A 24171-nucleotide genomic window follows, 5' to 3' on the forward strand; every position below is an offset into this window, starting at 1 on the left:
GTGTCGGGTGGTCGGCCGAGCCGCTCGGCCCCCGGTGGCCTAGGGTGGCTCAGGTGAACGACGACGGCGCGAGGCTCAGCACACAGGTGTGGAACCTGCCCAATGCGCTGACGATGGGCCGGATCGCGCTGGTCCCGGTCTTCGTCGTGCTGCTGCTGGGGGACTCGACCGCGTCCCGCTGGTGGGCCCTGGTGGTCTTCGTCGTCGCCTCGATCACCGATCAGTTGGACGGCCACATCGCCCGTTCGCGCGGCCTGGTGACGGCGTTCGGCACGATCGCGGATCCGATCGCGGACAAGGCGCTCACGCTGAGCGCCTTCCTCATGCTGTCGGTGGCGGGGGTGATCCCGTGGTGGGTCACGGTGCTGATCGCGATCCGTGAGCTCGGGATCACCGCATTGCGCAGTGTGCTCGCGCGCCGCAGCATCATCCCCGCCTCCATGGGCGGCAAGGTGAAGACGGTGCTGCAGATGCTCGCGATCGTGATCCTGCTGGTGCCGTGGTCCTCGCTCAGCGAGTCCCTGGCGTGGATGACGACGGTGGGTCTCGTGGTGCTGTACGCCGCCCTGGTCGTCACCCTCGCCACGGGCATCGACTACGTGGTGCGGGGCATCCGTATCGCCCGCAGCCGCTGACCCACGTCGCTCATGGGAGGACATGCGGCATCCCCGGTGGCCCGTGCTCTGGTGGCGCACGCGCACCAGCGGGCGTGGACGATCGCCACGGCGGAGTCGCTGACCGCGGGGCTCGTGGTGGACGCGCTGGTGCGGGTGCCCGGGGCGTCCGCGGTGGTGCGGGGCGGCGTTGCCGCCTATCACGCCGAGGTGAAGACGAACGTGCTCGGGGTTCCCGCCGAGGTGATCGCTCGGCGCGGGGTCACCTCCCGCGAGGTGGCCCTCGCGATGGCGCACGGTGTCGTGGCATTGACCGCGAGCGACGTCGGCATCGCCACCACCGGGGTGGCCGGGCCCGGTCCGGAGCAGGGCGTGCCCGCGGGAACCGTCACGGTGGCCGCGGTGACACCGGCGGGGCAGTGGGTGCGGTCGTGGCGGGTGGCTGGAACCCGGGAATGCACGCGGCGCGCGGCGCGGGATCTTGCGCTCGCCCTGGCACTGGGGGCCCTCGGGAACAACCACCGCCCGATGGGCGTTACACCATGCGATGACAAAGAACAGCGGTGATCCGACCCGGCCCACTCGTGGTGCGGCGGTGGGGGGCGTACGCCCCATGTCACACCGGCGACCCATGGTTGTCACACCGGGAAGGTACGGTGATGGTGTCGCGACGAAGTCTCGGAGCACAGCCTCCGTGGCATCGGCCGGCGGGACCGGAGATGACGGGAAGCGGGAGGGACAGCCGATGGTGCTACTACGACGTGAGCTCGGCGATGTCCTTCGGGGCGTGCGCCTGTCTCAGGGAAAGACGTTGCGCGAGGTCTCCGCACAGGCCCGGGTCTCCCTCGGGTACCTCTCCGAGATCGAGCGCGGGCAGAAGGAAGCCAGTTCGGAACTGCTGAGTTCCGTGTGCGAGGCCCTGGATGTGCCACTGTGGTCGGTGCTGCGTGAGATCAGCGATCGGATCGCGGTCGCCGAGGGCGCCCGGATCCCGGACACCGTGCCCGTGGAACTCGAGGCCGCCGTCCGCCGCCGCACCCTGGTTGCCGGCAGCCACTGACACCCGCTCGCAGCGCGCGGGCCGTCGCCACCTCGTGTGGTGCACGGCCCGCGCGTTCTGCATGGTCAGGAGGGTTGGCACCTCGGGCAGTAGAAGGCCGGACGTTGCATCGGGGCTGCCCCGACCTCGCCCACCCGGATCCTCTCGCCGCATCGTCGGCACGGGAGCCCGAGGCGCCCGTGCACGGCGACCGGGCGCGCACCTGGTTCGCCGGGCGCCGCGGTGGCATCCGCCGCGCTCTGCATGAGGTGACGGGCGGTGGTCGCCAGGTCCACGACGTCGGGCACCTCCTGGACCGGGCGCCACGGGGAGATCCGGTGCCGGAAGAGCGTCTCCGCCATGTAGATGGTCCCGAGTCCCGCGAGCACGCGCTGGTCGAGCAGCACTGCGCCGATCGCGCGGTCGGGGTCGGACCGAGCGCGCTGCCGAACCCGGTCAGCGTGCTCGGGAAACCTCGGGGCGAGAACGTCCGGGCCGAGGTCGGCGAGCAGCCGTGGTTCATCGCGGGTCGCCAGCAGGTCCATCATGCCCAGCCGCATCCCGAGGCAGGTCCAGTGGCGGGTGGCGAGCAACGCCCGCACATCGCCTCGGTCTCCTCGCGCGGCGGGGCTCCCGGTGCGCTCGATGCGCCACATCCCCTCCATGCGCAGGTGGGAGTGCAGGGTGCGTCCGTCCGAGAGGCGGGTCAGGAGGTGCTTGCCGTAGGTCACGGTTCCGAGACTGTGCAGACCGACGAGATCCACCCCGGCGATGCTCGGCCAGCGCAGGTCGGATCTGGTGATCTCCTCCCCGCTAAGGGCGAGGGTCAGGCGCCGGGCGACCCGGAGCACCACATCACCCTCGGGCATCAGGCACCGCCGTCTGTGGCACGGGCCTGCCCGCCGCCGCCCTGTCCGCCGCCGCCCTGTCCGCCGGTGTCCTGCGAGCCGGTGTCCTGGGAGCGAGGTGCCCGCAGCCCGGACGGGCCCGGCACGAACCCGGCGGAGACGAGCGCGCGACGCGCGGTGCCGGTGCTCGCCGCGGCGGAGTCGCCGTCCATCCGCCGGATGGTGACGCGGACGGCGCGCGAGGCCAGCGACCGCCCGAGCTGCGTGGCCGCGGCGGTGATCACCTCCTCCTCGTGGGTGAAGGTGAGGAGACTCCCGCCGCCGCGTTCCAGGAAGAGCACGAGTCGGCCGTCCACCAGCACCACGTCCGCACCCGCCACCCGGCGAGCGCGCCCCGACCCGTGTTCGGGCCACGGCAGCAGGGAGCCGTAGGGGTTGGCGGGGTCCTGGGCGGCGATCACCACCGCACCCGTGGAGCGCTGGGCGTCGGCGCGCAGCCGATCGATGCACTCCGGCAGGGCGAACTGGGAGGCGCCCTGGCCCTCCACGAGGTAGCCGCGGCGCAGACCACCGGCTTCCTCCAGGCGCACGAGTGAGGGGTAGAGGGCGCTGTAGCCACCCGGCACGCCTTCGGCCCCGGCCGCACCGCGCAGCAGCACACCGTGGCGCTGCACCATCGTGGCGACACGGGCCGCGAGCGCGGTGGCGGGGTCGATCTGATCGCGTTCCACCGCGCTCCACCTCCCGGCGGCGGTCGGCGGCGTCGCGATCCGCTCCGGCCTGCCATGTCCCGGTGTGCGCCCGCCATCCAGCGCGCTCGGGGCGAGCAACGCCCGGCGGGAGAGCCGCCGGCGCGCCGGGGCGCTACGGGTGGGCGCGCGCGTGGCGGAGGCGCGGGCGCGCAGCGGGGCGAGCGAGTCGTTGCTGACCTGCCCCGCCTCCACGAGTTCCCATAGGGCACGCTCCACGTCGGGGGCACTGGTATCAGGCGCCTCCTGGCGAACCGCCTGAACGATGTCGCGGAAGAATCGTCCGCCACCGTTCAGCGCATCCAGCACCGCCACGGCGAGCGGGTCGGTCACCTCGCGCGGCTCGGGCGCGAGGGCGGCGACCGCATCGGAGGGGAGCAGGGTGACGGCCGGCGCGGGTGAGGCCGAGGTGGCCTGCGGGTCGGCGACCCACACGACCTCACCGGAGGTCGTCAGGTCGTCCAGGAGGTCGCCGCGGTAGTCCACCACGCGGGCCGGTAGCACCGAGGACTCCAGGTCGGCGAGGTCGAACGCGACCCCGGCGAGTTGATCGACGGCCTCGAGTACGCCGTCGACCCCCCGCAGAGCGCCGAACCGGTGCCATCGCGGCGCGAAGGTCCCGAGGGCCTCGGCGGGGACGGCCTCCACCTCGGCGCGCGCGGCCGTGAGGGATCGGCGGCGCATGCGTCGCACCACCTCGACGTCGCACAACTGCTGGGAGCCGGGCCGTCCCGAGTACCACGGCACGGGGTGGTCCGGCGCCGGGGTCCCGGGTCGGATCCGGCCGGCCTGCAGGGTGCCGTCCTCCAGGAGGGCTCGTACCGCGGAGGTCAGCGCCCCGGGCGCGAGCGCGAACCGCTCGGCGAGGTCGGTCAGCAGGAACGGCCCGTGACTGCGCGCGTGACGCCGCACCAGGTCCCCCAGGGGATCGGTGACGGCCTCGAGCACCGCGCCCGGCAGGCCCATCGGGAGGGCGATGCCGAGCGCATCCCGCAGCCTCGCGGCATCCTCGACCACCGCCCACTGCTCCACGCCGGCCACCCGCACCGCCATGATCCGTCGCTGCGCCTCGAGTTCGCTCAGCCAGGCCTGTGCTCGTGCCACGACCTCCGCAGCAGGTTGGTCAGCAGGCTCGGCAGCGGCAGCGGGGGCGGCGGCGCGGGCCGGACCGGGCTCATCCCCTGATCCCTCGTTCTCGGCGTCGGTGTCGGTGTCGGTGCCGGTCTCTGGGTCGTCGGTGGCCGCGAGGCGGCGGGCGACCTCGCGGGTCGTGATCGGCCCGAGCCTGCGCACCGCGTCGGCGACGCCCTCGACGTCGCGGATGCCGGCGGTCAGGAGAGCGACCTGGCGCTCCACCTGGTCGACCGCCTCGGGGTCGAGGAGATCGGCGAGATCGCTCGCCTGCGCGCCCAGCAATTCCGCCAGGAGTTCGGGGTCCAATGTGAGCGCGGCGGCACGGCGATCGGCCAGGGGGGCGTCGCCGTCGTACAGGTAGGCGCCCACGTAGCGCATCAGCAAGGACCGAGCGAACGGCGAGGGCGCGGGCGTGGTGACCTCGACCACGCGGATCTCGCGCCGGGAGATGCGCGCCATCAGATCGGCGAGCGCATCGGTGTCGAAGTCGTCCTGGATGCTCTCCCGGACGGCCTCGAGCACGATCGGGAAGTCGGGGTACTGCGCGGCGACGGCGAGCAGCTGGCTCGCGCGCTGTCGTTGCTGCCACAGCGGCGAGCGGCCCTGGGCCCGGCGGCGGGGGAGCAGCAGCGCACGCGCGGCGGCCTCGCGGAACCGTCCCGCGAAGTGCGCGGAGGAACCGATCCCGGCCACCACGGCGTCGCGCACCTCGCCCGGGTCGAGCAGGAGGTCGGCCAGGTCGATGTGGGCGGAGACCACGCCGTCCCGACCGCGGGCGGAGGGTTCGGGTGCCGGGATCGGCTCCCAGGTCTCCAGCACGTCGCCGGTGTCCGGCAGCCGCAGCACGATCCCGTCGTCGGCGGGCATCACCCCGATCTGCGTGCCCAGGCGCTCGCGCAACCTCTCGGCGATGACCAGGGCCCACGGCGCGTGGACCTTGGCGCCGTAGGGGGAGTGGATGACCACCCGCCAGTCCCCGAGATCGTCCTTGAAGCGCTCGATGACGATGGTCTCGTCGGTGGGCAGCAGGTCGGTCGCCGTGAGCTGCTCACGCAGGTAGGCGGCCGTGTTGTCCCGCGTCCACGCGCTCGCCTCCCACTCGGCGACGGCGGCGGTGATCCCCCGTGGGTCCTGGAGGGTCTCCCGGATCCGCCGCCCGAGGTGCTCCCCGAGCTCGGCGTCCCGGCCGGGGGCATCACCCTTCCAGAACGGCAGCCTGCCCGGAAGCCCGGGGGCGGGGGAGACCAGCACCCGGTCGGGTGTGATCTGCTCGATCCGCCACGTGCTCGTGCCGAGGGTGAAGGTGTCCCCGACGCGGGACTCGAACACCATCTCCTCGTCGAGCTCACCGACGCGACGGCCGCCTCGCGCCGCTGCCTCCTGCGATCCCGCGGCCAGGAACACCCCGTACAGGCCGCGGTCGGGGATGGTCCCACCGGACGTGACGGCCAGACGCTGGGCGCCCGGGCGGGCGGTGAGGGTGTCGGTCACCCGGTCCCACACGAGGCGGGGGCGCAGGGAGGCGAAGTCCTCGCTCGGGTACCGGCCGGCCAGCATGTCCAGGACCGCCTCGAGGGTGGCTGTCCCCAGGCCCTGGTACGGGCTCGCGCGCCGGATGAGGGCAGCGAGCTCGCCGAGGGTCCACTCGCGGTCGGCGCACATGGCCACGATCTGCTGCGCCAGCACGTCCAGCGGCTGCTCGGGCGGGTGCACCTCCTCGATCTGACCGGAGCGAGCCCGTTCGGCCAGTACCGCGGCGGGCAGGAGCTCGCCACGGTGCACGGGGATGACCACGGCTCGCGAGACGGCGCCGACCTGGTGCCCGGCGCGGCCGAGGCGTTGCACCAGGCTCGAGACCGCGTGCGGGGCGCCGACCTGCACCACCACGTCGATCGACCCCATATCGATCCCGAGCTCGAGCGAGGAGGTCGCCACCACCGCCGGCAGCAGGCCGCTCTTGAGCTCCTCCTCGATGGCGCGCCGCTCCTCCAGCGACACCGAGCCGTGGTGGGCGCGGGCGATCCGACCGGGAACGCCCAGGGAGGTACCGGACTGCCCGGGTGCCTGCGCGGCCCAGGTTGCGCCGTCGTTCAGCGGCGTTGCCTGCTCGAGTGCCGGTGACTGCCCGGGCGTGTGTGCCTGGGCAGGCGGGTCCCCACCCGAGGAAGGCGCTGCGGTGCGGCGCTCCCACTCCTCGTTCAACCGGGCGGTCAGCCGCTCGGCTCCCCGACGGGAGTCGGTGAAGACCAGCGTGGTGCGGTGCGCGGCGATGATGTCGACCACCTGGCGGGTGACGTGTGGCCAGATCGAGGGCGTCGACTCCGAGCGTGACCCGCCGTCAAGGCCGGAGGATGGCGACGGGATGGCGCCGCCCGTCTCCGGCTCGCTGGGCAACCGGCCCGCGGCCGATCCGGCCAGCCACGGTCCGGGTGGGGCATCGACCGCCTCCTGCGCCGCCGGAGCCGGGGCGTCGTCGGCGAGCCGGGTCAGGTCCGGGACGGAGGTCTCCAGGTCGATGCGGATCTCCTTGGCGATCCGCGGTGCGACGATCTCCAGGTGCCTGCCGCCCTCCGGCAGCGGTCGGGTGCCCGTCAGGAACCGCCCGACCGTCTCCAGGGGGCGCACGGTCGCGGAGAGCCCGACGCGCTGGGCCGGGGCGGGCAGGAGCGCGTCCAGACGTTCCAGGCTGAGGGCGAGGTGTGCGCCACGCTTGCTGCCGGCCATCACGTGCACCTCGTCCAGGATCACCGTCTCCACCCCGGCGAGGCTCTCGCGCGCCGCCGAGGTCAGCATGAGGAACAGCGACTCCGGCGTGGTGATGAGGATGTCCGGGGGATGGGCCACCAGGGCCCGACGCTGCGAGGCGGGGGTGTCGCCGGTGCGCATGCCCACCCGGATCTCCGGGGAGGGCAGTCCGAGGCGCGCGGCCGTGCGGGAGATGCCGATCAGGGGTGAGCGCAGGTTGCGTTCCACGTCCGCGGCCAGGGCCTTGAGCGGCGAGATGTACAGCACGCGGCAGCGCGGCCGGTCCTCCGTCGTGGGGTCGGTGCGCAGTCGGTCCAGGGCCCAGAGGAACGCGGCGAGCGTCTTGCCCGACCCGGTCGGCGCCACGACCAGGGCATGGCCGCCCCCGGCCACGGCCCGCCAGGCACCGGCCTGCGCCGCTGTCGGTGCGGCGAAGCTCTCCGCGAACCACGTGGCGGTCGACTCGCTGAAGAGACCGAGCACGTCCGCGGCGCTCGCCGACCCCCTCGGGTCGGGTCTCTGCGGCGTCGGTGAGGTCATGCGCCCATTGTGGCGTGGCCCCCTGACATCGTTAGGCTGCCGGGGTGCGGCACTCGGAGTTCTGGTCGGTGATGGACGACGTGTTCGGGCCTGTCTATGCGCGCAGCCTCGCCTCCGACCTCGTGATCGGTGGCCTCGACGGACGTACCGCGCAGCAGGCCCTGGACGGCGGTGAGCCGCCGCGCGCCGTGTGGGAGGCGGTCTGCGAGGCCACCGGCCAGGACGAGGCCGTGCGCTACCTGCACCGTCAGGACCCGCAGGGGCGGCGCCCGGGCCGTTCCCGCCCCCGGGGCTGAGCTCGTCGCACGGGCTCGAGCAGGCGTTCGAGCAGGGGCTCGATCGCCTCGGGCGCCGCGTCGCCGCCGATCACGCTAGCGCCAGGTGCGGTGGGCGGTCTGACGCGGTGAGTCGGCGGCCGGGGCCCTGGGCGCAGGTGCGCGGTGAGGTCAATGTGACCCGGGCGGCGTGTCGATGTCGGTATCGAACACGCGTACGATCTAGAGTTGTCCACGGGTGAGCGTCCGTGGCCGGGTTCTCCACAGGAAAGCACGGTCGGGACGCGATGTCAGTGGCCGGACATACTCTCGCCCCAGGTTCTCTCGGAGAGGGAGTGCCTGCACAGGCCAGCACTATCCGATACCCGTCCCCGCACTGGGGATGCGCACCACAGGAGGCCCGCGATGGCGGTTCAGTCAGGGAAGAAGCCGGACAAGGCGAAGGCGCTCGAGGCCGCGGTCGGTCAGATCGAGCGGCAGTACGGCAAGGGCTCGGTGATGCAGCTGGGGCAGGACACCCGCCCCCCGGTGGAGGTCATCCCCACCAGCTCCATCGCGCTGGACATCGCGCTCGGGATCGGTGGACTGCCGCGCGGCCGCATCATCGAGGTCTACGGGCCGGAGAGCTCGGGTAAGACCACGGTGGCACTGCACGCCGTCGCGAACGCCCAGAAGGCCGGCGGGATCGCCGCGTTCATCGACGCCGAGCACGCACTCGACCCGGAGTACGCCAAGAAGCTCGGTGTCGACACCGATGTGCTGTACGTCTCCCAGCCGGACACCGGCGAGCAGGCACTCGAGATCGCCGACTCCCTCATCCGCTCCGGGGCGCTCGACATCATCGTGATCGACTCGGTCGCGGCGCTCGTGCCGAAGGCGGAGATCGAGGGCGAGATGGGGGACAGCCACGTCGGCCTGCAGGCACGCCTGATGTCGCAGGCGCTGCGCAAGCTCACCGGCGCACTCTCGGCCTCCGGCACCACCGCGATCTTCATCAACCAGCTGCGAGAGAAGATCGGCGTGTTCTTCGGCAGCCCGGAGACCACGACCGGCGGTAAGGCGCTGAAGTTCTACGCCTCCGTGCGTCTGGACGTGCGCCGCATCGAGACCCTCAAGGAGGGCACGCAGCCGGTCGGCAACCGCACCCGGGTGAAGGTCGTCAAGAACAAGATGGCGCCGCCTTTCAAGCAGGCGGAGTTTGACATCCTCTACGGCCACGGCATCTCCCGGGAGGGCGGCCTGATCGACCTCGGTGTCGAGGAGGGCTTCGTGCGCAAGTCCGGCGCTTGGTTCACCTACGAGGGTGACCAACTCGGTCAGGGTAAGGAGAACGCCCGCAAGTTCCTCATCGACAACCCCGAACTGGCCGACGAGATCGAGACCCGCATCAAGGAGAAGCTGGGCATCGGCATCGCGGTCCCGGCAGACGCCTCGGAGCTCGACGAGGCCCCCGTCGACTTCTGATCGATGGCCGGCGCTCGGAGATTCTCTGCGCGCGGTAACCGCGCGGACGATCATGACCGGGAGATCGGCGCGTCGGGACCGGGGTCAGACGACCTCGGGACCGACCGAGACGGCGCGGACCAGGTGATCGCTGACCAGGCGAGCCCGGGCCGGGTGATCGCTGACAAGGCGAGCGCTGATGAGACGAGCGCTGATGATCGCGCTCGCCGCCGCACTCGACGCCGGGGGAGAGGGTACGCACCCGAACCCCCGGCGTCGGGCGCCGCCGCTCAGGACGCCGAAGCCGACCAGGAGCAGGTCGCCCGCACGATTGCACTGCGCCAGTTGGCGGGGATGCCGCGCTCCCGCGCTCAACTCGCCGAGGCGATGGCGCGCAAGGACGTGCCCGAGGACGTCACCGAGAAGGTGCTGGACAGACTCGAGGACGTCGGCCTGGTGGACGACGCCGAGTACGCCGCGATGCTGGTGCGCAGCAAGCATGCCGACCGGGGGCTCGGCCGTCGTGCGCTGGCGCACGAACTGCAGCGCAAGGGCATCGACCAGGAGGTCGCCCAGGAGGCGCTGGCGAGCGTGGGGCCGGAGGAGGAGGAGCGAGTTGCGCGAGAACTGGTGCGCAAGCGCGTCCGCGCCACCATCGGCCTCGAGCATGACAAACGTGTGCGTCGCATCGTTGGGATGCTCGCGCGCAAGGGCTACGGTGCCGGGCTTGCCTACCGGTTGGTGTCGGAGGAGTTGTCAGCGGAGGCACCGGAGGCGGCCGACATGCCGCTGGACCCCTTCGATTGATCGATCCCACTGGCTGGCATCGCGTCTACCTGAATCTCGCCGACCGTCGTCGAGTGGGTGCTTGCGCACGCGAGTCTTCGCCGAACGTGCGGTTGCGCACGCGAGTCTTCGTCGAGTGGGTGCTTGCGCAGCGTCGGCTTGCGTGAACTCGGCGCAACAGCACGCTCGGCGGGGAGATGCTGGCGCGCGGCGGCGCAACAGCACGCTCGGCGCAGGGATAGCGTCGGTCAGTTCGCCGAACGTGCGGTTGCGCACGCGAGTCTTCGTCGAGCGGGTGCTTGCGCAGCGTCGGCTTGCGTGAACTCGGCGCAACAGCACGCTCGGCGGGGGGATGCTGGCGCGCTGCGGCGCAACGGCACGCTCGGTGCGCGCGGGTCGGCGCAACGGCACGTTCGGCGCACCGGGTGGGCTGCGCACGCGAAGGGCCGGGCACCCAGCGGTGCCCGGCCCTCCGGTGCGTCTCGAGGAGTCGGGGCTCAGGCCTTCGCCTTCTCCTCGATCTCCTCCTGGACGTCCGCATCCGGTGCGTGCACCGGGGCCGCGGTCCGCGAGGACAGCCGCTTCGCCACGTAGTCTGCGAGCTTCGTCAGCATCCAGTTCAGCAGGATGAAGATCAGCGCCGCCACGATGAGCGCCTGCAGCATGTTGCCGTTGCCCGAGCCGTACAGGCGGGACATGAACAGCAACTCGTTGTAGGTCACCCAGGAGCCCAGCGCCGAGTCCTTGAGGATCACGACGAACTGGGAGACGAGGGAGGGCAGCATGGCGATCAGTGCCTGGGGGAGTTCCACCAGCCGCAGCGACTTGGAGTGCGTCATCCCGATCGCTGCCGCGGCCTCCCGCTGTCCCTTCGGGAGCCCGAACACGCCGGAGCGCACGAGCTCGGCGATCACGGAACCGTTGTACAGGGTCAGCGCCAGCACCACGGCCACCAGCGGCACCGTGTTGGGGTCGAAGGTCTGCGCGTACCCGAAGCCGAGCCAGAAGGCCACCATCATGATCAGCACGGGCACGGCGCGGAAGAACTCCACCACGATGCCGCTGATCCAGCGCAGTGGCGCGATGGTCGTGAGGCGACCCAGCCCGAACACGATCCCGAAGAGCATCGAGAACACGATGGACAACGCCGCCGCGATCAACGTGTTGCGCAGGCCGGGGATGAGGAAGTTCATCCAGGCGTTCGCGGTGAACATCGAGGTCCACCGATCGGCCTCGAGCTGACCGGTCTGCCCGAAGCGGATCAGCACCAGGACGGCGATCCCGATGACCACGATCGCCCCGACGATGTTGACGATGACCATGTTGCGCCGGCCCTTGGGGCCCGGCGCGTCGAAGAGGACCTGTGCGCTCATCGTGCCACCGCCAGCTTCCGGGACAGGGTGGTGGTGACCACGCCGACCGGGACCACGAGGATCACGTAGCCGACCGCGAAGATCATGAAGATCAGGACCACCATGTTGCCGTTGAACTCGATCATCGTGCGCATCACACTGGAGGTCTCGGTCGCGACACTGCCGACGGCGGCCACGGTCGAGTTCTTGATCAGTGCGATGAGGGTGTTGCCCAGGGGTGCCACAGCGCCGCGGAATGCCTGCGGGAAGATCACCAGACGGGCGGCCGTGAGGAACGGGAGCCCGATGGCTCGCGCGGCCTCGGCCTGACCCAGGGGGACCGTGTTGACCCCGGAGCGCAGGGCCTCGCACACGAAGGCCGCGTGGTACACGGCCAGCCCGATGCAGGCGAAGATGAAGAAGTTGAGGTCGAAGTTGTCCGCGAATGTGATCTGGAGCTGTCCCCACACACCGAGCACACCCATCGTGATGATGATCGTCAGTGGGGTATTACGCACCAGGGTCACGTAGGTCAGGCCGGCCCACTGCAGGGAGGGCGCGGGGGAGACCCGCATGAGGGCGAGCACGGTGCCCAGGATCATGGCGCCGATGGCAGCCCAGAAGGTCAGTTGGATGTTCACCCAGAACGATCCGACGACGTCGTAATTGCTGAAGAGGTACCCGATCTGTTCGAACAGGTTCATATGGTCTCCCCCCGAGAGCGAATGGGCCGGTGGAAACGACGGCCGGTCCGCGCGTTGCGGCGCGGACCGGCCGTCATCGACTCAGCAGCCGCGCAGCGTCGGCGGGTTGAGGTCGGCGTTCGGGGTGTACCCGGTGCCCTCGGTGTTGGCGGAGACGAACGACTCCCAGTCACCGGAGTCGATCATCGCGGTGACGGCCTCGTTGATGGCCTCGCACTGGTCGGAGCCCTCGGGGATGCCGATGCCGTAGTTCTCCTCGGAGAACGGGTTGCCGACCACCTTGAACTTGCCCTGGTTCGCCGGTGTGGCGGCCAGGCCGGCGAGGATGATGTCGTCGGTGGTGACGGCGTCGACCTGCCCGGACTCCAGCACGGTCACACAGTCGGCGTAGCCGGCCTGCTCCACGAGCTGGACGTCCTCGGCGTAGTCCTCCTTGATGCGCTCGGCGGAGGTGGAGCCGGTCACCGAGCAGAGGTTCTTCCCGTTGAGGTCCTCCGGGCCGGTGATCGAGTCGTCGTCCGCGCGCACGAGCAGGTCCTGGCCGGCCACGTAGTACGGGCCGGCGAAGTCGACGACCTCGTCGCGGTCGTCCGTGATCGAGTAGGTCGCGAAGATCATGTCGACCTGGCCGGTCTGCAGCAGGTTCTCGCGCTGCGCGGACGGCGCGGAGACCCACTCGATCTGGTCGGGGGTGTAGCCCAGGGACTCCGCCACGTAGGTGGCCACGTCCACGTCGAAGCCGGTGTACTCGCTGCCCTCCTGGTAGCCGAGGCCGGGCTGGTCGAACTTGATGCCGATGCGGATCGTGTCGCCGCCGCCCTCGCCGCCGGTGTCCTCGCTCTCCTCCGAGGTCGTGTCGGCGTCGCCACCGGCGTCCGTGTCGGTGTCGCTGCTGTCGCTCGAGCAGGCGGCGAGCGTCAGCGCGGCCGCCGCTGCGACCGCTGCGATCGTCACTCGGGTGTTGCGCATGGTGTGTGCTCCTTCGTGTGCCAATCGGGGAGGTCCCCCGAACGGGTTCGGCGTCGGTGACGCCTGCGGAGGCCGAGGTACGGCACCCGCGTCCATGGGCTCCCGGTTCGGGACCCCATCGAGGTGGTCAGTGGGTCAGGATCTTGCCGAGGAAGTCGCGTGCGCGCTCGGACTGCGGGTTGGTGAAGAAGGACTCCGGGTCGGCCTCCTCCACGATCTGCCCGTCGGCCATGAACACGACGCGGTCCGCCGCCTTGCGAGCGAAGCCCATCTCGTGGGTGACCACGATCATCGTCATGCCCTCCTTGGCGAGGGAGACCATGACGTCGAGCACCTCGTTGACCATCTCGGGGTCGAGGGCGGAGGTCGGCTCGTCGAACAGGATCACCTTGGGCTTCATCGCCAGGGCGCGGGCGATCGCCACGCGCTGCTGCTGGCCACCGGAGAGCTGCGCGGGCATCTTGTGGGCCTGGTTCGCCACGCCCACCCGGTCCAGGAGCGCCATGGCCTCCTCGTTCGCGGCGGCCTTCTTCAGCTTGCGCACCTTGATCGGCCCGAGGGTGACGTTCTCCAGGATCGTCTTGTGCGCGAACAGGTTGAAGGACTGGAAGACCATGCCGACGTCGGAGCGCAGCCGCGCGAGCGCCTTGCCCTCCTGCGGGAGCGGCTGCCCGTCCAACTCGATGACCCCGTCATCGATCGTCTCCAGGCGGTTGATGGCCCGGCACAGGGTCGACTTCCCGGAGCCGGACGGTCCGATGACGACGATCACCTCGCCGCGGTCGACCTCGAGGTTGATGTCCTGGAGCACGTGCAACTCGCCGAAATGCTTGTTGACGGCGGCCAGGCGCACCAGAGGTTGCGTATCGCTCATCGTGTTCCCCCTGAGTCGGTGCCCGAAGCAGGCACTGGCTGGTGTGTCATCCCAGGAACGTAGTCCGCAATTGTTGCGCGTTGGTTAGCGGGCGTGTCACAGCTTCACAACGATTCGGTCACGACCGGACGATATCGGGCGGTGACCAGCGGTAACGGGCCGTTCGATGAGTCGTGTACGACCGTCACGACGACCCTCGTGCACGGGCACCGCCGCGCCCGAAGGGCGGTTTCGTAGGATGGGTCGCCGTGAGCACCACCCTCCCCGCGCCCGACGCCGCGCCCACCGCTGCGAGCCCTGCCGCACCCGACCCCGCCGCGGGCGCGCTAGGCGATGCCGACGCCCACCCGCGCCGCTACGTCATCCGCACCCTGGGGTGCCAGATGAACGTGCACGACTCCGAGCGCATGGCCGGCCTCCTGGACGGCATGGGCATGGTCCCCGCCCACCAGGGGACCGTCGGCAGCGACGTCGTCGCGGAGGCCAAGCACGCCGACGTCGTGGTGATCAACACCTGCGCGGTGCGGGAGAACGCTGCCACCCGCCTGTACGGCAACCTCGGCAGGCTCGCCGCGCTCAAGCGCGAACGCCCAGGCCTGCAGATCGCCGTCGGCGGCTGCATGGCGCAGCAGGACCGGGACCGGATCGTGGAGAAGGCGCCCTGGGTCGACGTCGTGTTCGGCACCCACAACATCGACGCCCTGCCGGTGCTGCTGGAGCGTGCCCGCCACAACGAGGAGGCGCAGGTCGAGATCCACGAGTCCCTGCAGGTCTTCCCCTCCACCCTGCCCACGCGCCGCGAGAGCGTCTACGCCGGATGGGTCTCCATCTCGGTGGGCTGCAACAACACCTGCACGTTCTGCATCGTGCCGCACCTGCGCGGCAAGGAACGCGACCGCCGCCCGGGGGATGTGCTCGCCGAGGTCCGCTCGCTCGTGGACGCCGGGGCCCTGGAGGTGACCCTGCTGGGGCAGAACGTCAACTCCTACGGCGTCTCCTTCGGGGAGCGGGACGCGTTCGCTCGTCTGCTGCGCGCCTGCGGCCAGGTCGAGGGCCTGGAGCGCGTCCGGTTCACCAGCCCACACCCGGCCGCCTTCACCGATGACGTCATCGCGGCCATGGCCGAGACGCCGAACGTGATGCCGAGCCTGCACATGCCGCTGCAGTCCGGTTCCGATCGGATCCTGCGCGCCATGCGCCGCTCCTACCGCAGCGCGAAGTTCCTGGGCATCCTGGAGAAGGTGCGGGCCGTCATGCCCGACGCCGCCATCACCACCGACATCATCGTCGGCTTCCCCGGGGAGACCGAGGAGGACTTCGCCGAGACGCTGCGGGTGGTGGAGGCCTCGCGGTTCTCCGCCGCCTTCACCTTCCAGTACTCCCCGCGCCCCGGCACCCCGGCCGCCGACCTGCCCGACCAGGTGCCCGCCGAGGTGGTGGCGGAGCGGTACGGACGGCTGATCGCGCTGCAGGAGCGCATCAGCGCGGAGGAGAACGCCGCCCTCATCGGCCGCGAGATCGAGGTGCTCGTCGCGGAGCAGGACGGTCGCAAGGACTCCGCCTCCGGCCGGATCTCCGGCCGCGCGCGGGACAACCGCCTGGTGCACATGGGTCTGGGGGCCGTGCCCGACGGCGCCGCGCACCTGGCCGAGCGACCCCGCCCGGGTGATGTGGTCACCACGCGGGTCACCGCCTCGGCGCCGCACCACCTCATTGCGGACGGCGCGCCGATCAGGATCCGGCGCACGGCCGCCGGGGACGCGTGGCAGCGCCGGGAAGAGGGCGGCGACTCGTGCACACCCAGCCCCGGGGCAGCGAGCACTGCGGCGCCAACCGGACCGGTCTCCCTCGGGATCCCCGTGCGCCGGGGCGTCTGACCTCCGCCGACGCCACCGACTGCACCGCCCCTGTCTCAGGGCGCTGGGACAGAGCTCGCCAGGGCTCGCAGCGCGGTGCGGGTCACCTCCACCGCGATCTCCACGTGCTCGTCCAACTGCGTGGTGGTCATGCCCTCCGCGATCGGTATCGCCATGTGCGCGCGCACGGTGACGCCCGTCTGCTCGCTGTCGTGGCTGCGAACGACCGCGAGGGTGGGGATCGCTCGGTCGCGATTCCAGTCATTGACCAGGTGGGCGAGGGCCGCACCCGCTGAGGCCGGCAGGGTCCGGGACCACCGGGTCGAGACCACCAGGTCGGTCGGCGTCACCGCGATGCGGTAGGCGTGCCCCTCGACTTGACCCTTGACACCGTCCGGTTCGTCTCGGACGTACTCCCCGCGCGCCGAGGCCACGGCACGCACGTGCTCCAGCGTGATCGCGCGCGTGGGGTCCCCGTTCACGCCTCGTCCGCCAGGATCGGGTCGGGGAAGTGCTCGTCCAGGGAGTCGAACACCAGGCTCCCGGAACTCAGGCTCAGGCTCAGATGGTTGTCGAGTTGGGCGTCGCTCAGGCCGGCGGTGACCGGGAGCGCCGTCTCGGCCAGCACGTGAACCCGGCCGTCGTCCCCGACGCGTAGGTAGCACTTCGGCCGCACGTTCGTGGCGTTCCAGCGGTTGGCGAACTCCAGCAGGTCCGTACGGCGGGGGATCCCGCCCTGCCGTGCCCACCGGCCACGGACCAGCAGCAACCGCTCGTGGACGAGGGTGAAGGTGAAGAGTCGATACCCCCACAGGCCACAGAGTTCGCCCTGCTCGTCGCGCAGGTATCGGTAGTCCAGGCGCGTGAGTGCCTGTGCGATGCGCTCGGTCGTCATGGGCCGGACGATGGCGTTGCGGGAGGGCGGCTCGCCGGACCCGGCAGGTGCGTGCTGCCCGGGCGGGACATGCTCGGGTGCGCCGCGGGCACCCTGGATCGCGCGACGGAACCTGCTCCAGCCTCGGACCACGCACCCAGTCTACGGCGGGTAGCGTCGGTGCCCGTGTCAGTCGTACTCGCCCTCGTGGGCGCCACCGCCACCGGCAAGAGTGCCGCGGCCCTCGCCCTCGCGCAGCGTCACGACCTCGAGGTGATCAATGCCGACGCCATGCAGCTCTACCGCGGCATGGACATCGGGACCGCCAAGACGCCCCCCGCGCAGCGGGCGGGCGTGCCGCACCACCTCCTGGACATCCTGGAGGTGACGCAGGAGGCCGCCGTGGCGGACTATCAGGTGCTGGCTCGGCGGTGCATCGCCGAGGTGATCGCCCGCGGGCGCACCCCGGTGCTCGTGGGCGGCTCCGGCCTGTACCTGCGCGCCACCCTGGACCACCTGGAGTTCCCGGCGACCGACCCGGCCGTGCGGGCCCGGTGGGAGGAACGCGGCGAGCGCGAGGGGCCCGGCATGCTGCACGCCGAGCTGGAACGTCTCGATCCCGCCTCCGCCGAGCGGATCGGCAGCCGCAACACCAGGCGCCTGGTGCGCGCCCTGGAGGTCATCGAGCTCACCGGTCGGCCGTACTCGGCCACGCTGCCGACCTATACCTACGCGGACCTGGGCGTCGACGCCGTCGTGCAGGTCGGCCTGCGGGTGCCGCGCGAGCAGCTGCTGGAGCGCATCGCCTCGCGGGCCGAGGCCATGTTCGACTCGGGTCTGCTGGCCGAGACCGAGCACCTGCGCGAACTCGGCCTGGAGCGCGGCGTGACTGCCTCGCGCGCCGTCGGCTACGCGCAGGCCCTCGCGGTCCTGGACGGCCGACTCACCCGCGCGGAGGGCATCGAGCAGACCAGCATCGCCACCCGCCAGGTGGCACGCCGCCAGGTCAGTTGGTTCGGGCGGGACCCGCGCATCACCTGGCTGGAGGGCACGGCGGGCCTGGACGCCCAAGTCGCCGGGATCGAGCGCGCCGTAGGCTGGACGTCATGACGCTTCGCGGCCAGCGCCTGACCAAGGGACACGGAACCGGCAACGACTTCCTGCTGTTCACCGACCCCGACGCCGAGATCGCCGTGAACGCGCAGGAGGTGGCGGCGCTGTGCTCGCGGCACCACGGCGTGGGGGCCGACGGCGTGATCCGGGTGGCGCGCACCGCGGCGCTCGCGGCCGGCGAGAGCGTCGCGGCGCGCCTGGCGACCGACCACCCCGAGGCGGAGTGGTTCATGGACTACCGCAATGCCGATGGCTCGCTCGCGGAGATGTGCGGCAACGGCGTGCGGGTCTTCGTGCGCTACCTGATCGCCGAGGGCCTCGTGACACTCGGCGACGGGGAGATCCTCGCGATCGGCACCCGCGCCGGGGTGAAGTGGGTCAAGCGCGACGGCGAGGAGTTCGCCGTGGCGATGGGGCTGTGGAGCGCGCCCGGGGGCGAGGAGGCGCTGCGCCTGGGGGCCGACGCCGCGGTCGAGGTCGACGGCATCGAGGGCGCACGCCCGGGGCTGTCGATCGCGATGCCCAATCCGCACGTGGTGCTGGCGGTCGCGAGCGAGGAGGAGGTCGCTGCGGCGAACCTGCTGCGCACGCCTCGGGTGCAGCCCGTCCCCACCGATGGGACCAACGTGGAGATCGTGCACCCGATGGGCGAGACCGAGACGCCCGACGGCCTGGTCGGGGTGCTGCGGATGCGGGTCCACGAGCGGGGGTCCGGTGAGACGCAGTCCTGCGGCACCGGGGCGTGTGCCGCCGCCATCGCGGCCCGGGTGTGGATGGGCGAGGGTGCGCCGGAGCGCTGGATCGTGCACGTGCCTGGTGGCACGGTGCGGGTGCGGATCTGGCCGGATGCGCAGGTCGAGCTCGCGGGCCCCGCCGAGCTGGTCGCCGACGTCACGCTGCGCTGATCGGGCAGGGTGCGCCGCGCCCGAGCGGGCCGTGCCTCAGGCGGCGGGATGAGTCCGTGGCCGCACGCGCAGCACCCGGAAGCCCTTCTCGCTGGCCACCCGCTCACAGGGCATCGCCAGCGACTCCTGGATCCACCGGGCGAGGGAGTCCGAGCCCAGGTTCCGGGCCACCACGAGGTGCGCCTCGCCGTCGGGCCGCAACCGGGCGAGCCACCCCTTGAGCATGCCGTGCAGCACCTGCTTGCCCACCCGCACCGGCGGATTCGACCAGATCGCGGCGAAGGTGACGTCGCGGGGCATCGCATCCGGCGTCACCGTGCGCACCCCGCTCAGCCCATGGGCGGCGGCGTTGCGCGCGGTCAGGTCCAGTGCCCGCTCGTTCACATCCATCGCCCACACCCGGGAGGCCGGCGAGGCCTGGGCCATGGCCAGGGTGATCGGCCCCCAGCCGCACCCCAGGTCCAGCAGATCGCCCGTGGGTGGCTCGGGCACGTGGTCCAGGAGTACCCGGGTCCCGGTGTCCAGGTGCTGGGGGGAGAACACCCCGCCGGCGGTCACCACCTCCAGGGCGTGGCCGCGCAGGGTCACCTCGACGGTGCGCAGCTCGGCGGGGGAGGCTGGCTGTGCGGTGAAGTAGTGGTCTCCGGTCATCGCCCTCAGCCTAGGGGTTGCGCTCCTGGGGAAATCCGTGGAACTGCGCGGCGTGGCGTGGGACGATAGCGGCCTCATGGAACCAGACACCACCAAGCGCTCCGACCGCGACGAGGCGGCACGCGTCGTCGAGCGCATCCTTGCCCGGGCGGGCACCGCCGTCATGTCGGGCGACGTCTCCGCCTCCGACGCCGACGGCGAGCAGTTCGATCGCGAGGAGCGCGCGGCGCTGCGCCGCGTGGCCGGGCTCTCGACGGAACTGCAGGACGTCACCGAGGTCGAGTACCGCAGCCTGCGCCTGGAGCGCGTGGTGCTGGTCGGCATGTATTCCGACGACGCCGAGATGGCGGAGATCTCGCTGCGCGAGCTCGCGGCGCTCGCCGAGACCGCCGGCTCCCAGGTGCTGGACGGCCTGCTGCAACGCCGCCGGACCCCCGACCCTGGCACCTACCTGGGCTCCGGCAAGGCGAGCGAACTCGCCGGGATCGTTGCCTCCACCGGCGCCGACACCGTGGTGATCGACGGCGAACTCGCCCCCTCCCAACGCCGCGCCCTGGAGGACGTGGTGAAGGTGAAGGTGGTCGACCGCACCGCCCTGATCCTGGACATCTTCGCCCAGCACGCCAAGTCCCGGGAGGGCAAGGCGCAGGTGGAGCTGGCGCAGCTGGAGTACCTGCTGCCGCGGCTGCGCGGCTGGGGTGAGTCGATGTCCCGGCAGGCGGGTGGTCAGGTCGGCGGCGCCGGCGCCGGGATGGGCTCACGCGGCCCCGGTGAGACCAAGATCGAGCTGGACCGCCGTCGCATCCGCAACCGGATGGCGAAGCTGCGCCGCGAGATCGCCGCCATGGCACCCTCGCGCGCCGCCAAGCGCGCCCAGCGCAACGCCTCCTCGGTGCCCGCCGTCGCCATCGCCGGCTACACCAACGCCGGGAAGTCCTCGCTGCTGAACCGGCTCACCGGGGCCGGCGCCCTCGTGGAGAACGCTCTGTTCGCCACCCTGGACCCCACGGTGCGCCGGGCGAGCACCCCCGATGGCCGGCCGTTCACGATCGCCGACACCGTCGGGTTCGTGCGCGCCCTGCCGCACCAGCTCGTCGAGGCCTTCCGCTCCACCCTGGAGGAGGTGGGCGACGCGGATTTGCTGCTGCACGTGGTGGACGCGGCCCACCCGGACCCGGAGGGGCAGATCACCGCGGTGCGCACCGTGCTCGCCGAGATCGAGACCCTCGCGCAGATCCCCGAGATCATCGTGCTGAACAAGGCAGACATCGCCGATCCCGGCGTGCTCGCGCGACTGCACGCCATCGCCCCCCACGTGGTGGCGGTCTCCGCACACACCGGCCGGGGCGTCGCTGAACTGCGCGACCTCATCGCCGACCTCCTCCCGTTGCCGGCGGTGGAGGTGGACCTCGTGGTCCCCTACACCCGCGGCGACCTGGTCAGCCGGGTGCACGAGGGCGGCCAGATCCTGCACGAGGAGCACACCGCCGAGGGCACGCGCCTGCACGCGCGGGTCGATCACGCGCTCGCCGCCGCGCTGCGCGGGGAGACCTCCGCGGCATCGTGACGCTCGAGCAGGACTCCGCACGCCGCGACCGTCCCGACACCGCGGAGGGGCGCGCGGGCCCCGGGGAACCTCATGGCGAGGGCGAGTCCCCCGAGGCCGAGGGCGCGGAGGGAGCGAGCACCGAGGAGCGCGAGGCGCTGCGTGCGCTGGACGCGGTGGTCGCCGCGACCGGGGGGCAGCAGCGACCCGGCCAGCGCACGATGGCGCGGGCCGTGGCGCGTGCTCTGGACGGTGAGCGGCCCCTGCTCGTGGAGGCCGGGACCGGCACCGGGAAGTCCTTCGCCTACCTCGCTCCGGCGCTGCGCCACGCCGTCGTGCACCAGGAGCGGGTGGTGGTCTCCACCGCCACCCTCGCGCTCCAGCGACAGGTGCTCGCGAAGGACCTCCCGCGGGTGGTCGATGCCCTGGCCGCGGACCTGCCGCGCGAGCCGCAGGTGGCGCTGCTGAAGGGGTGGCACAACTACGTCTGCCGCCACAAACTCGCCGGCGGGTATCCCACCGAGGACGACGCGTTGTTCGCGCTCGAGCGGGGCGCCGAGCACCCCGGGGCCGAGCCCGGTGAGGGCCTGGGGGACCAGGTGGTGCGGGTCCGGGAGTGGGCCGAGACCACTGAGACCGGTGACCGTGACGAGCTCGTGCCCGGCGTCACCGACCGCGCCTGGCGTCAGGTGTCCGTGCCGGCCATGGACTGCCTCGGCACCCGCTGCCCGCTGCTGGAGGAGTGCTTCCCGGAGGCCGCACGCCGTGCCTCCCGGGAGGCCGACGTGGTGGTCACCAACCACGCCATGCTCGGGATCGCGGCCTCCGGCTCGACCGGGGTGCTGCCCGAGCACGACGTCCTCGTGGTCGACGAGGCGCACGAGTTGGTCGCCCGGTCCCGTGCCGCCGCCACCGCGGAGCTCTCCGCGGCCGCCGTGGAGCGGGTGGCGCGCTCCGCGCGCCGCGGCGCGGGGGTGGTGCTGGAGGACCTGGACGCGGCCGCCGTCGCGCTCGCCCAGGTGATGCGGGAGGTGCCGCCCGGCCGGCTGAAGGACGGCGCGGACGAGATCCTGCTCGGCGTGGTGACCCAGCTGGGCGCGGCGTGCCGCGAGGGCCTGCGCGCCACCAAACCGGGGGAGGGCGCGCCACCTTCCGGAGGTCTGACCGCTGCGCGCAGTGCGCTCACCGCGCTCGTGGAGGTCTGTGACCGCCTGCTGTCGGATTCCGTGGCCACCCGACGCGACGTGCTGTGGTGCACCGAGCGGGAGGACGGCTCCCGGAGACTGTGGATCGCGCCCCTGGAGGTGGCGCCCCTGGTGGCCGAGAACCTGCTCGCCGACCATCACGCCGTGCTCACCTCCGCGACCCTGCGCGTGGGGGGTGAGTTCACCTCCTTCGCCCACGACATCGGCCTCCACCAGGGCCAGGACTACGCCAGCCTCGAGGTCCCCGCCCCGTTCGACTACCGCAAGCAGGCCATCCGGTACATCGCCGGGCACCTCCCGCCGCCGGCGTCGGGGATCTCCGATGCGGCGCTGGCGGAACTCACCGAACTCCTCGTCGCCGGCGGTGGGGGCGCGCTCGGATTGTTCTCCTCGCGGCGAGCGGCGGAGCGCGCCGCCGAGCACGTGCGAGCCACCACTGACCTCGAGGTGCTCTGCCAGGGCGAGGACGTGCTGCCCACCCTGGTCTCCCGGTTCGCCGCGGACCCTGCCGTGAGCCTGTTCGGCACGCTCTCGCTGTGGCAGGGCGTGGACGTGCCGGGGCCGAGCAATCGCCTCGTGATCATCGACCGGATCCCGTTCCCGAGACCGGACGACCCGATCATCCAGGCTCTCTCGGAGGCCGCCACGGCACGGGGAGCCAACGACTTCATGGCGGTCTCGGCGACCCATGCGGCGCTGCTGCTCGCGCAGGGCGTCGGGCGCCTGATCCGCGCGACCAGTGACCGCGGCGTGGTGGCGATCCTGGACTCGCGCCTCGCACGTGCCCGCTACGCGCCGTTCCTCCTGCGTTCCTTGCCGGACATGTGGCCGACGACCGATCCGGCGCTGGTGCGCTCCGCGCTGGCGCGTCTAGCGGGTGAGACCACCCCCGTGTGAGGGCCCCCTGGCCCTAGGATCGGGGTATGACCGAGACGCCAGTCCCCACCGCCCGGCCATCCTCCACCGTCGCCATCATCGGCGCAGGCTCCGTGGGCGCCACCCTCGCCTACGCGGCACTCGTGCGCGGCGCTGCCCGCAACGTGGTGCTCTACGACATCAACAAGGCGAAGGTCGAGGCCGAGGCCGCCGACATCGGCCACGGCATCGAGTTCATCTCCCAGGCCACCATCGAGGGCAGTGATGACATCGAGATCTGCCGGGATGCGGACCTCGTCGTGTTCACCGCCGGCGCCAAGCAGCATCCCGGCCAGAGCCGGATGGATCTCGCGGCCAACACCGTGGGACTGGTGAAGAAGGTGCTGCCCTCGGTGATGGAGGTGGCGCCGAACGCGATGCACATGATGGTGACCAACCCCGTGGACGTGGTCACCTACGCGGCACAGCAGATCACCGGGCTCCCACCGAGCCACGTCTTCGGTTCCGGCACCGTGCTGGACTCCTCCCGATTGCGCTACCTGATCGCCCGGGAGTGCAAGGTGGCCGTCCAGAGCGTGCACGCCTACGTGCTCGGTGAGCACGGCGACAGCGAGGTGCCGATGTGGAGCTCGGCGTCCATCGGCGGTGTGCCGCTGCTGGACTGGCTCGGGGAGGACGGCGAGCCCTTGTTCACCGACGCTGTGCGCAGCCGCATCGGTCGTGACGTGGTGCACGCTGCCTACCAGATCATCGAGGGCAAGGGGGCGACGAACTACGCGGTGGGCCTCGCCGTCACCCGCATCATCGAGGCAGTGCTGCGCAACGAGCACCGCGTGCTCCCGGTCTCCACCCGCATCGACGACGACTTCCTCGGGATCCATGACGTGTGCCTGTCGATGCCCACCGTGGTCGACGCCGGTGGCGCCGTGCGGCGCCTGGGCATCCCGATGAGCCAGCACGAGATGGCACGTGTGCAGGCGAGCGGCCGCAGCATCCGTGAGGCGGCGCGTAGCCTCGGGTTCTGAACGTCCGCCTGTCACGCGAAGGGCCGCCGCATCCAGGAGATGCGGCGG

General features: G+C 71.7%; 21 protein-coding genes. 12 read left to right on the top strand and 9 right to left on the bottom strand.

The features are described 5' to 3' along the window. Positions 1-53: 53 nt before the first annotated feature. From pgsA to ATL40_RS04435, 3 genes are all read left to right on the top strand, one after another. A complete protein-coding gene (gene pgsA, locus ATL40_RS04425; protein ID WP_281254878.1) occupies positions 54-635 on the top strand; it encodes a CDP-diacylglycerol--glycerol-3-phosphate 3-phosphatidyltransferase in 582 nt (193 codons plus the stop codon). A gap of 51 nt (positions 636-686) precedes the next feature. Then, positions 687-1181: a CinA family protein gene (locus ATL40_RS04430; protein ID WP_245866723.1), complete on the top strand. Its 495-nt coding sequence runs from the start codon at positions 687-689 to the stop codon at positions 1179-1181. Between the two features lie 178 nt (positions 1182-1359). Beyond that, on the top strand, positions 1360-1674 hold the full coding sequence (locus ATL40_RS04435; RefSeq protein WP_098468484.1) for a helix-turn-helix domain-containing protein: 315 nt from the start codon (positions 1360-1362) through the stop codon (positions 1672-1674). A 65-nt stretch (positions 1675-1739) separates the two neighbouring features. Here ATL40_RS04435 and ATL40_RS04440 read toward each other — a convergent pair whose 3' ends face one another. Both ATL40_RS04440 and ATL40_RS04445 read right to left on the bottom strand, forming a co-directional pair. After that, on the bottom strand, positions 1740-2522 hold the full coding sequence (locus ATL40_RS04440; protein WP_098468485.1) for an Fpg/Nei family DNA glycosylase: 783 nt from the start codon (positions 2520-2522) through the stop codon (positions 1740-1742). Beyond that, a complete protein-coding gene (locus ATL40_RS04445) occupies positions 2522-7669 on the bottom strand; it encodes a DEAD/DEAH box helicase (protein ID WP_098468486.1) in 5148 nt (1715 codons plus the stop codon). Before ATL40_RS04445 ends, ATL40_RS04440 begins: the two co-directional genes overlap by 1 nt. Positions 7670-7713: 44 nt before the next feature. Here ATL40_RS04445 and ATL40_RS04450 point away from each other — a divergent pair, with 44 nt between their 5' ends. The 3 genes from ATL40_RS04450 to ATL40_RS04460 all read left to right on the top strand — a co-directional run bounded on the left by ATL40_RS04450 (position 7714) and on the right by ATL40_RS04460 (position 10194). After that, positions 7714-7965, top strand: a complete 252-nt coding sequence (locus ATL40_RS04450) for a DUF3046 domain-containing protein (protein ID WP_098468487.1) — start codon at positions 7714-7716, stop codon at positions 7963-7965. Positions 7966-8349: 384 nt separating this feature from the next. After that, positions 8350-9408 carry a recombinase RecA gene (gene recA / locus ATL40_RS04455; protein WP_098468488.1) on the top strand — a complete coding sequence of 353 codons (1059 nt, stop codon included), beginning with the start codon at positions 8350-8352 and terminating at the stop codon, positions 9406-9408. A 123-nt stretch (positions 9409-9531) separates the two neighbouring features. Further along, a complete protein-coding gene (locus tag ATL40_RS04460) occupies positions 9532-10194 on the top strand; it encodes a regulatory protein RecX (protein WP_245866726.1) in 663 nt (220 codons plus the stop codon). Positions 10195-10670: 476 nt separating this feature from the next. Here ATL40_RS04460 and ATL40_RS04465 read toward each other — a convergent pair whose 3' ends face one another. From ATL40_RS04465 to ATL40_RS04480, 4 genes are all read right to left on the bottom strand, one after another. Next, positions 10671-11546, bottom strand: coding sequence for an amino acid ABC transporter permease (locus tag ATL40_RS04465; protein ID WP_098468490.1), 876 nt, complete (start codon positions 11544-11546; stop codon positions 10671-10673). Further along, positions 11543-12229, bottom strand: coding sequence for an amino acid ABC transporter permease (locus ATL40_RS04470; RefSeq protein ID WP_098468491.1), 687 nt, complete (start codon positions 12227-12229; stop codon positions 11543-11545). Before ATL40_RS04470 ends, ATL40_RS04465 begins: the two co-directional genes overlap by 4 nt. Positions 12230-12310: 81 nt before the next feature. Then, on the bottom strand, positions 12311-13198 hold the full coding sequence (locus ATL40_RS04475) for a glutamate ABC transporter substrate-binding protein (RefSeq protein WP_098468492.1): 888 nt from the start codon (positions 13196-13198) through the stop codon (positions 12311-12313). Between the two features lie 127 nt (positions 13199-13325). Continuing rightward, positions 13326-14072 carry an amino acid ABC transporter ATP-binding protein gene (locus ATL40_RS04480; protein WP_098468493.1) on the bottom strand — a complete coding sequence of 249 codons (747 nt, stop codon included), beginning with the start codon at positions 14070-14072 and terminating at the stop codon, positions 13326-13328. 248 nt (positions 14073-14320) lie between these two features. Between ATL40_RS04480 and miaB the strand changes: the two genes are divergently transcribed. After that, entirely contained in the window at positions 14321-15949 is a 1629-nt protein-coding gene (gene miaB, locus ATL40_RS04485; RefSeq protein WP_098468494.1) for a tRNA (N6-isopentenyl adenosine(37)-C2)-methylthiotransferase MiaB, read from the top strand. Between the two features lie 35 nt (positions 15950-15984). On the opposite strand, the gene ATL40_RS04490 is transcribed toward miaB, so the two are convergent. Both ATL40_RS04490 and ATL40_RS04495 read right to left on the bottom strand, forming a co-directional pair. Continuing rightward, positions 15985-16410: a type III secretion system chaperone family protein gene (locus ATL40_RS04490; protein WP_098468495.1), complete on the bottom strand. Its 426-nt coding sequence runs from the start codon at positions 16408-16410 to the stop codon at positions 15985-15987. After that, positions 16407-16955: a YbjN domain-containing protein gene (locus tag ATL40_RS04495; RefSeq protein WP_245866729.1), complete on the bottom strand. Its 549-nt coding sequence runs from the start codon at positions 16953-16955 to the stop codon at positions 16407-16409. Before ATL40_RS04495 ends, ATL40_RS04490 begins: the two co-directional genes overlap by 4 nt. 33 nt (positions 16956-16988) lie before the next feature. On the opposite strand from ATL40_RS04495, the gene miaA reads away from it, so the two are divergent. Next, positions 16989-17912, top strand: a complete 924-nt coding sequence (miaA, locus tag ATL40_RS04500) for a tRNA (adenosine(37)-N6)-dimethylallyltransferase MiaA (RefSeq protein ID WP_245866732.1) — start codon at positions 16989-16991, stop codon at positions 17910-17912. Further along, positions 17909-18820, top strand: a complete 912-nt coding sequence (gene dapF / locus ATL40_RS04505) for a diaminopimelate epimerase (RefSeq protein WP_098468498.1) — start codon at positions 17909-17911, stop codon at positions 18818-18820. The genes miaA and dapF overlap by 4 nt, the downstream gene beginning before the upstream one ends. Before the next feature lie 36 nt (positions 18821-18856). On the opposite strand, the gene ATL40_RS04510 is transcribed toward dapF, so the two are convergent. After that, entirely contained in the window at positions 18857-19471 is a 615-nt protein-coding gene (locus ATL40_RS04510; RefSeq protein ID WP_098468499.1) for a class I SAM-dependent methyltransferase, read from the bottom strand. Positions 19472-19547: 76 nt separating this feature from the next. On the opposite strand from ATL40_RS04510, the gene hflX reads away from it, so the two are divergent. From hflX to ATL40_RS04525, 3 genes are read left to right on the top strand one after another with little or no spacing between them, the layout of a single operon-like run. Beyond that, a complete protein-coding gene (hflX, locus tag ATL40_RS04515) occupies positions 19548-21038 on the top strand; it encodes a GTPase HflX (RefSeq protein ID WP_098470279.1) in 1491 nt (496 codons plus the stop codon). Beyond that, positions 21035-23119, top strand: a complete 2085-nt coding sequence (locus tag ATL40_RS04520; protein WP_281254879.1) for an ATP-dependent DNA helicase — start codon at positions 21035-21037, stop codon at positions 23117-23119. Before hflX ends, ATL40_RS04520 begins: the two co-directional genes overlap by 4 nt. Positions 23120-23145: 26 nt before the next feature. Next, on the top strand, positions 23146-24123 hold the full coding sequence (locus tag ATL40_RS04525) for an L-lactate dehydrogenase (protein ID WP_098468500.1): 978 nt from the start codon (positions 23146-23148) through the stop codon (positions 24121-24123). Positions 24124-24171: the final 48 nt, after the last annotated feature.

The sequence above is a fragment of the Serinibacter salmoneus genome (assembly GCF_002563925.1).
Taxonomy (GTDB): domain Bacteria; phylum Actinomycetota; class Actinomycetes; order Actinomycetales; family Beutenbergiaceae; genus Serinibacter; species Serinibacter salmoneus.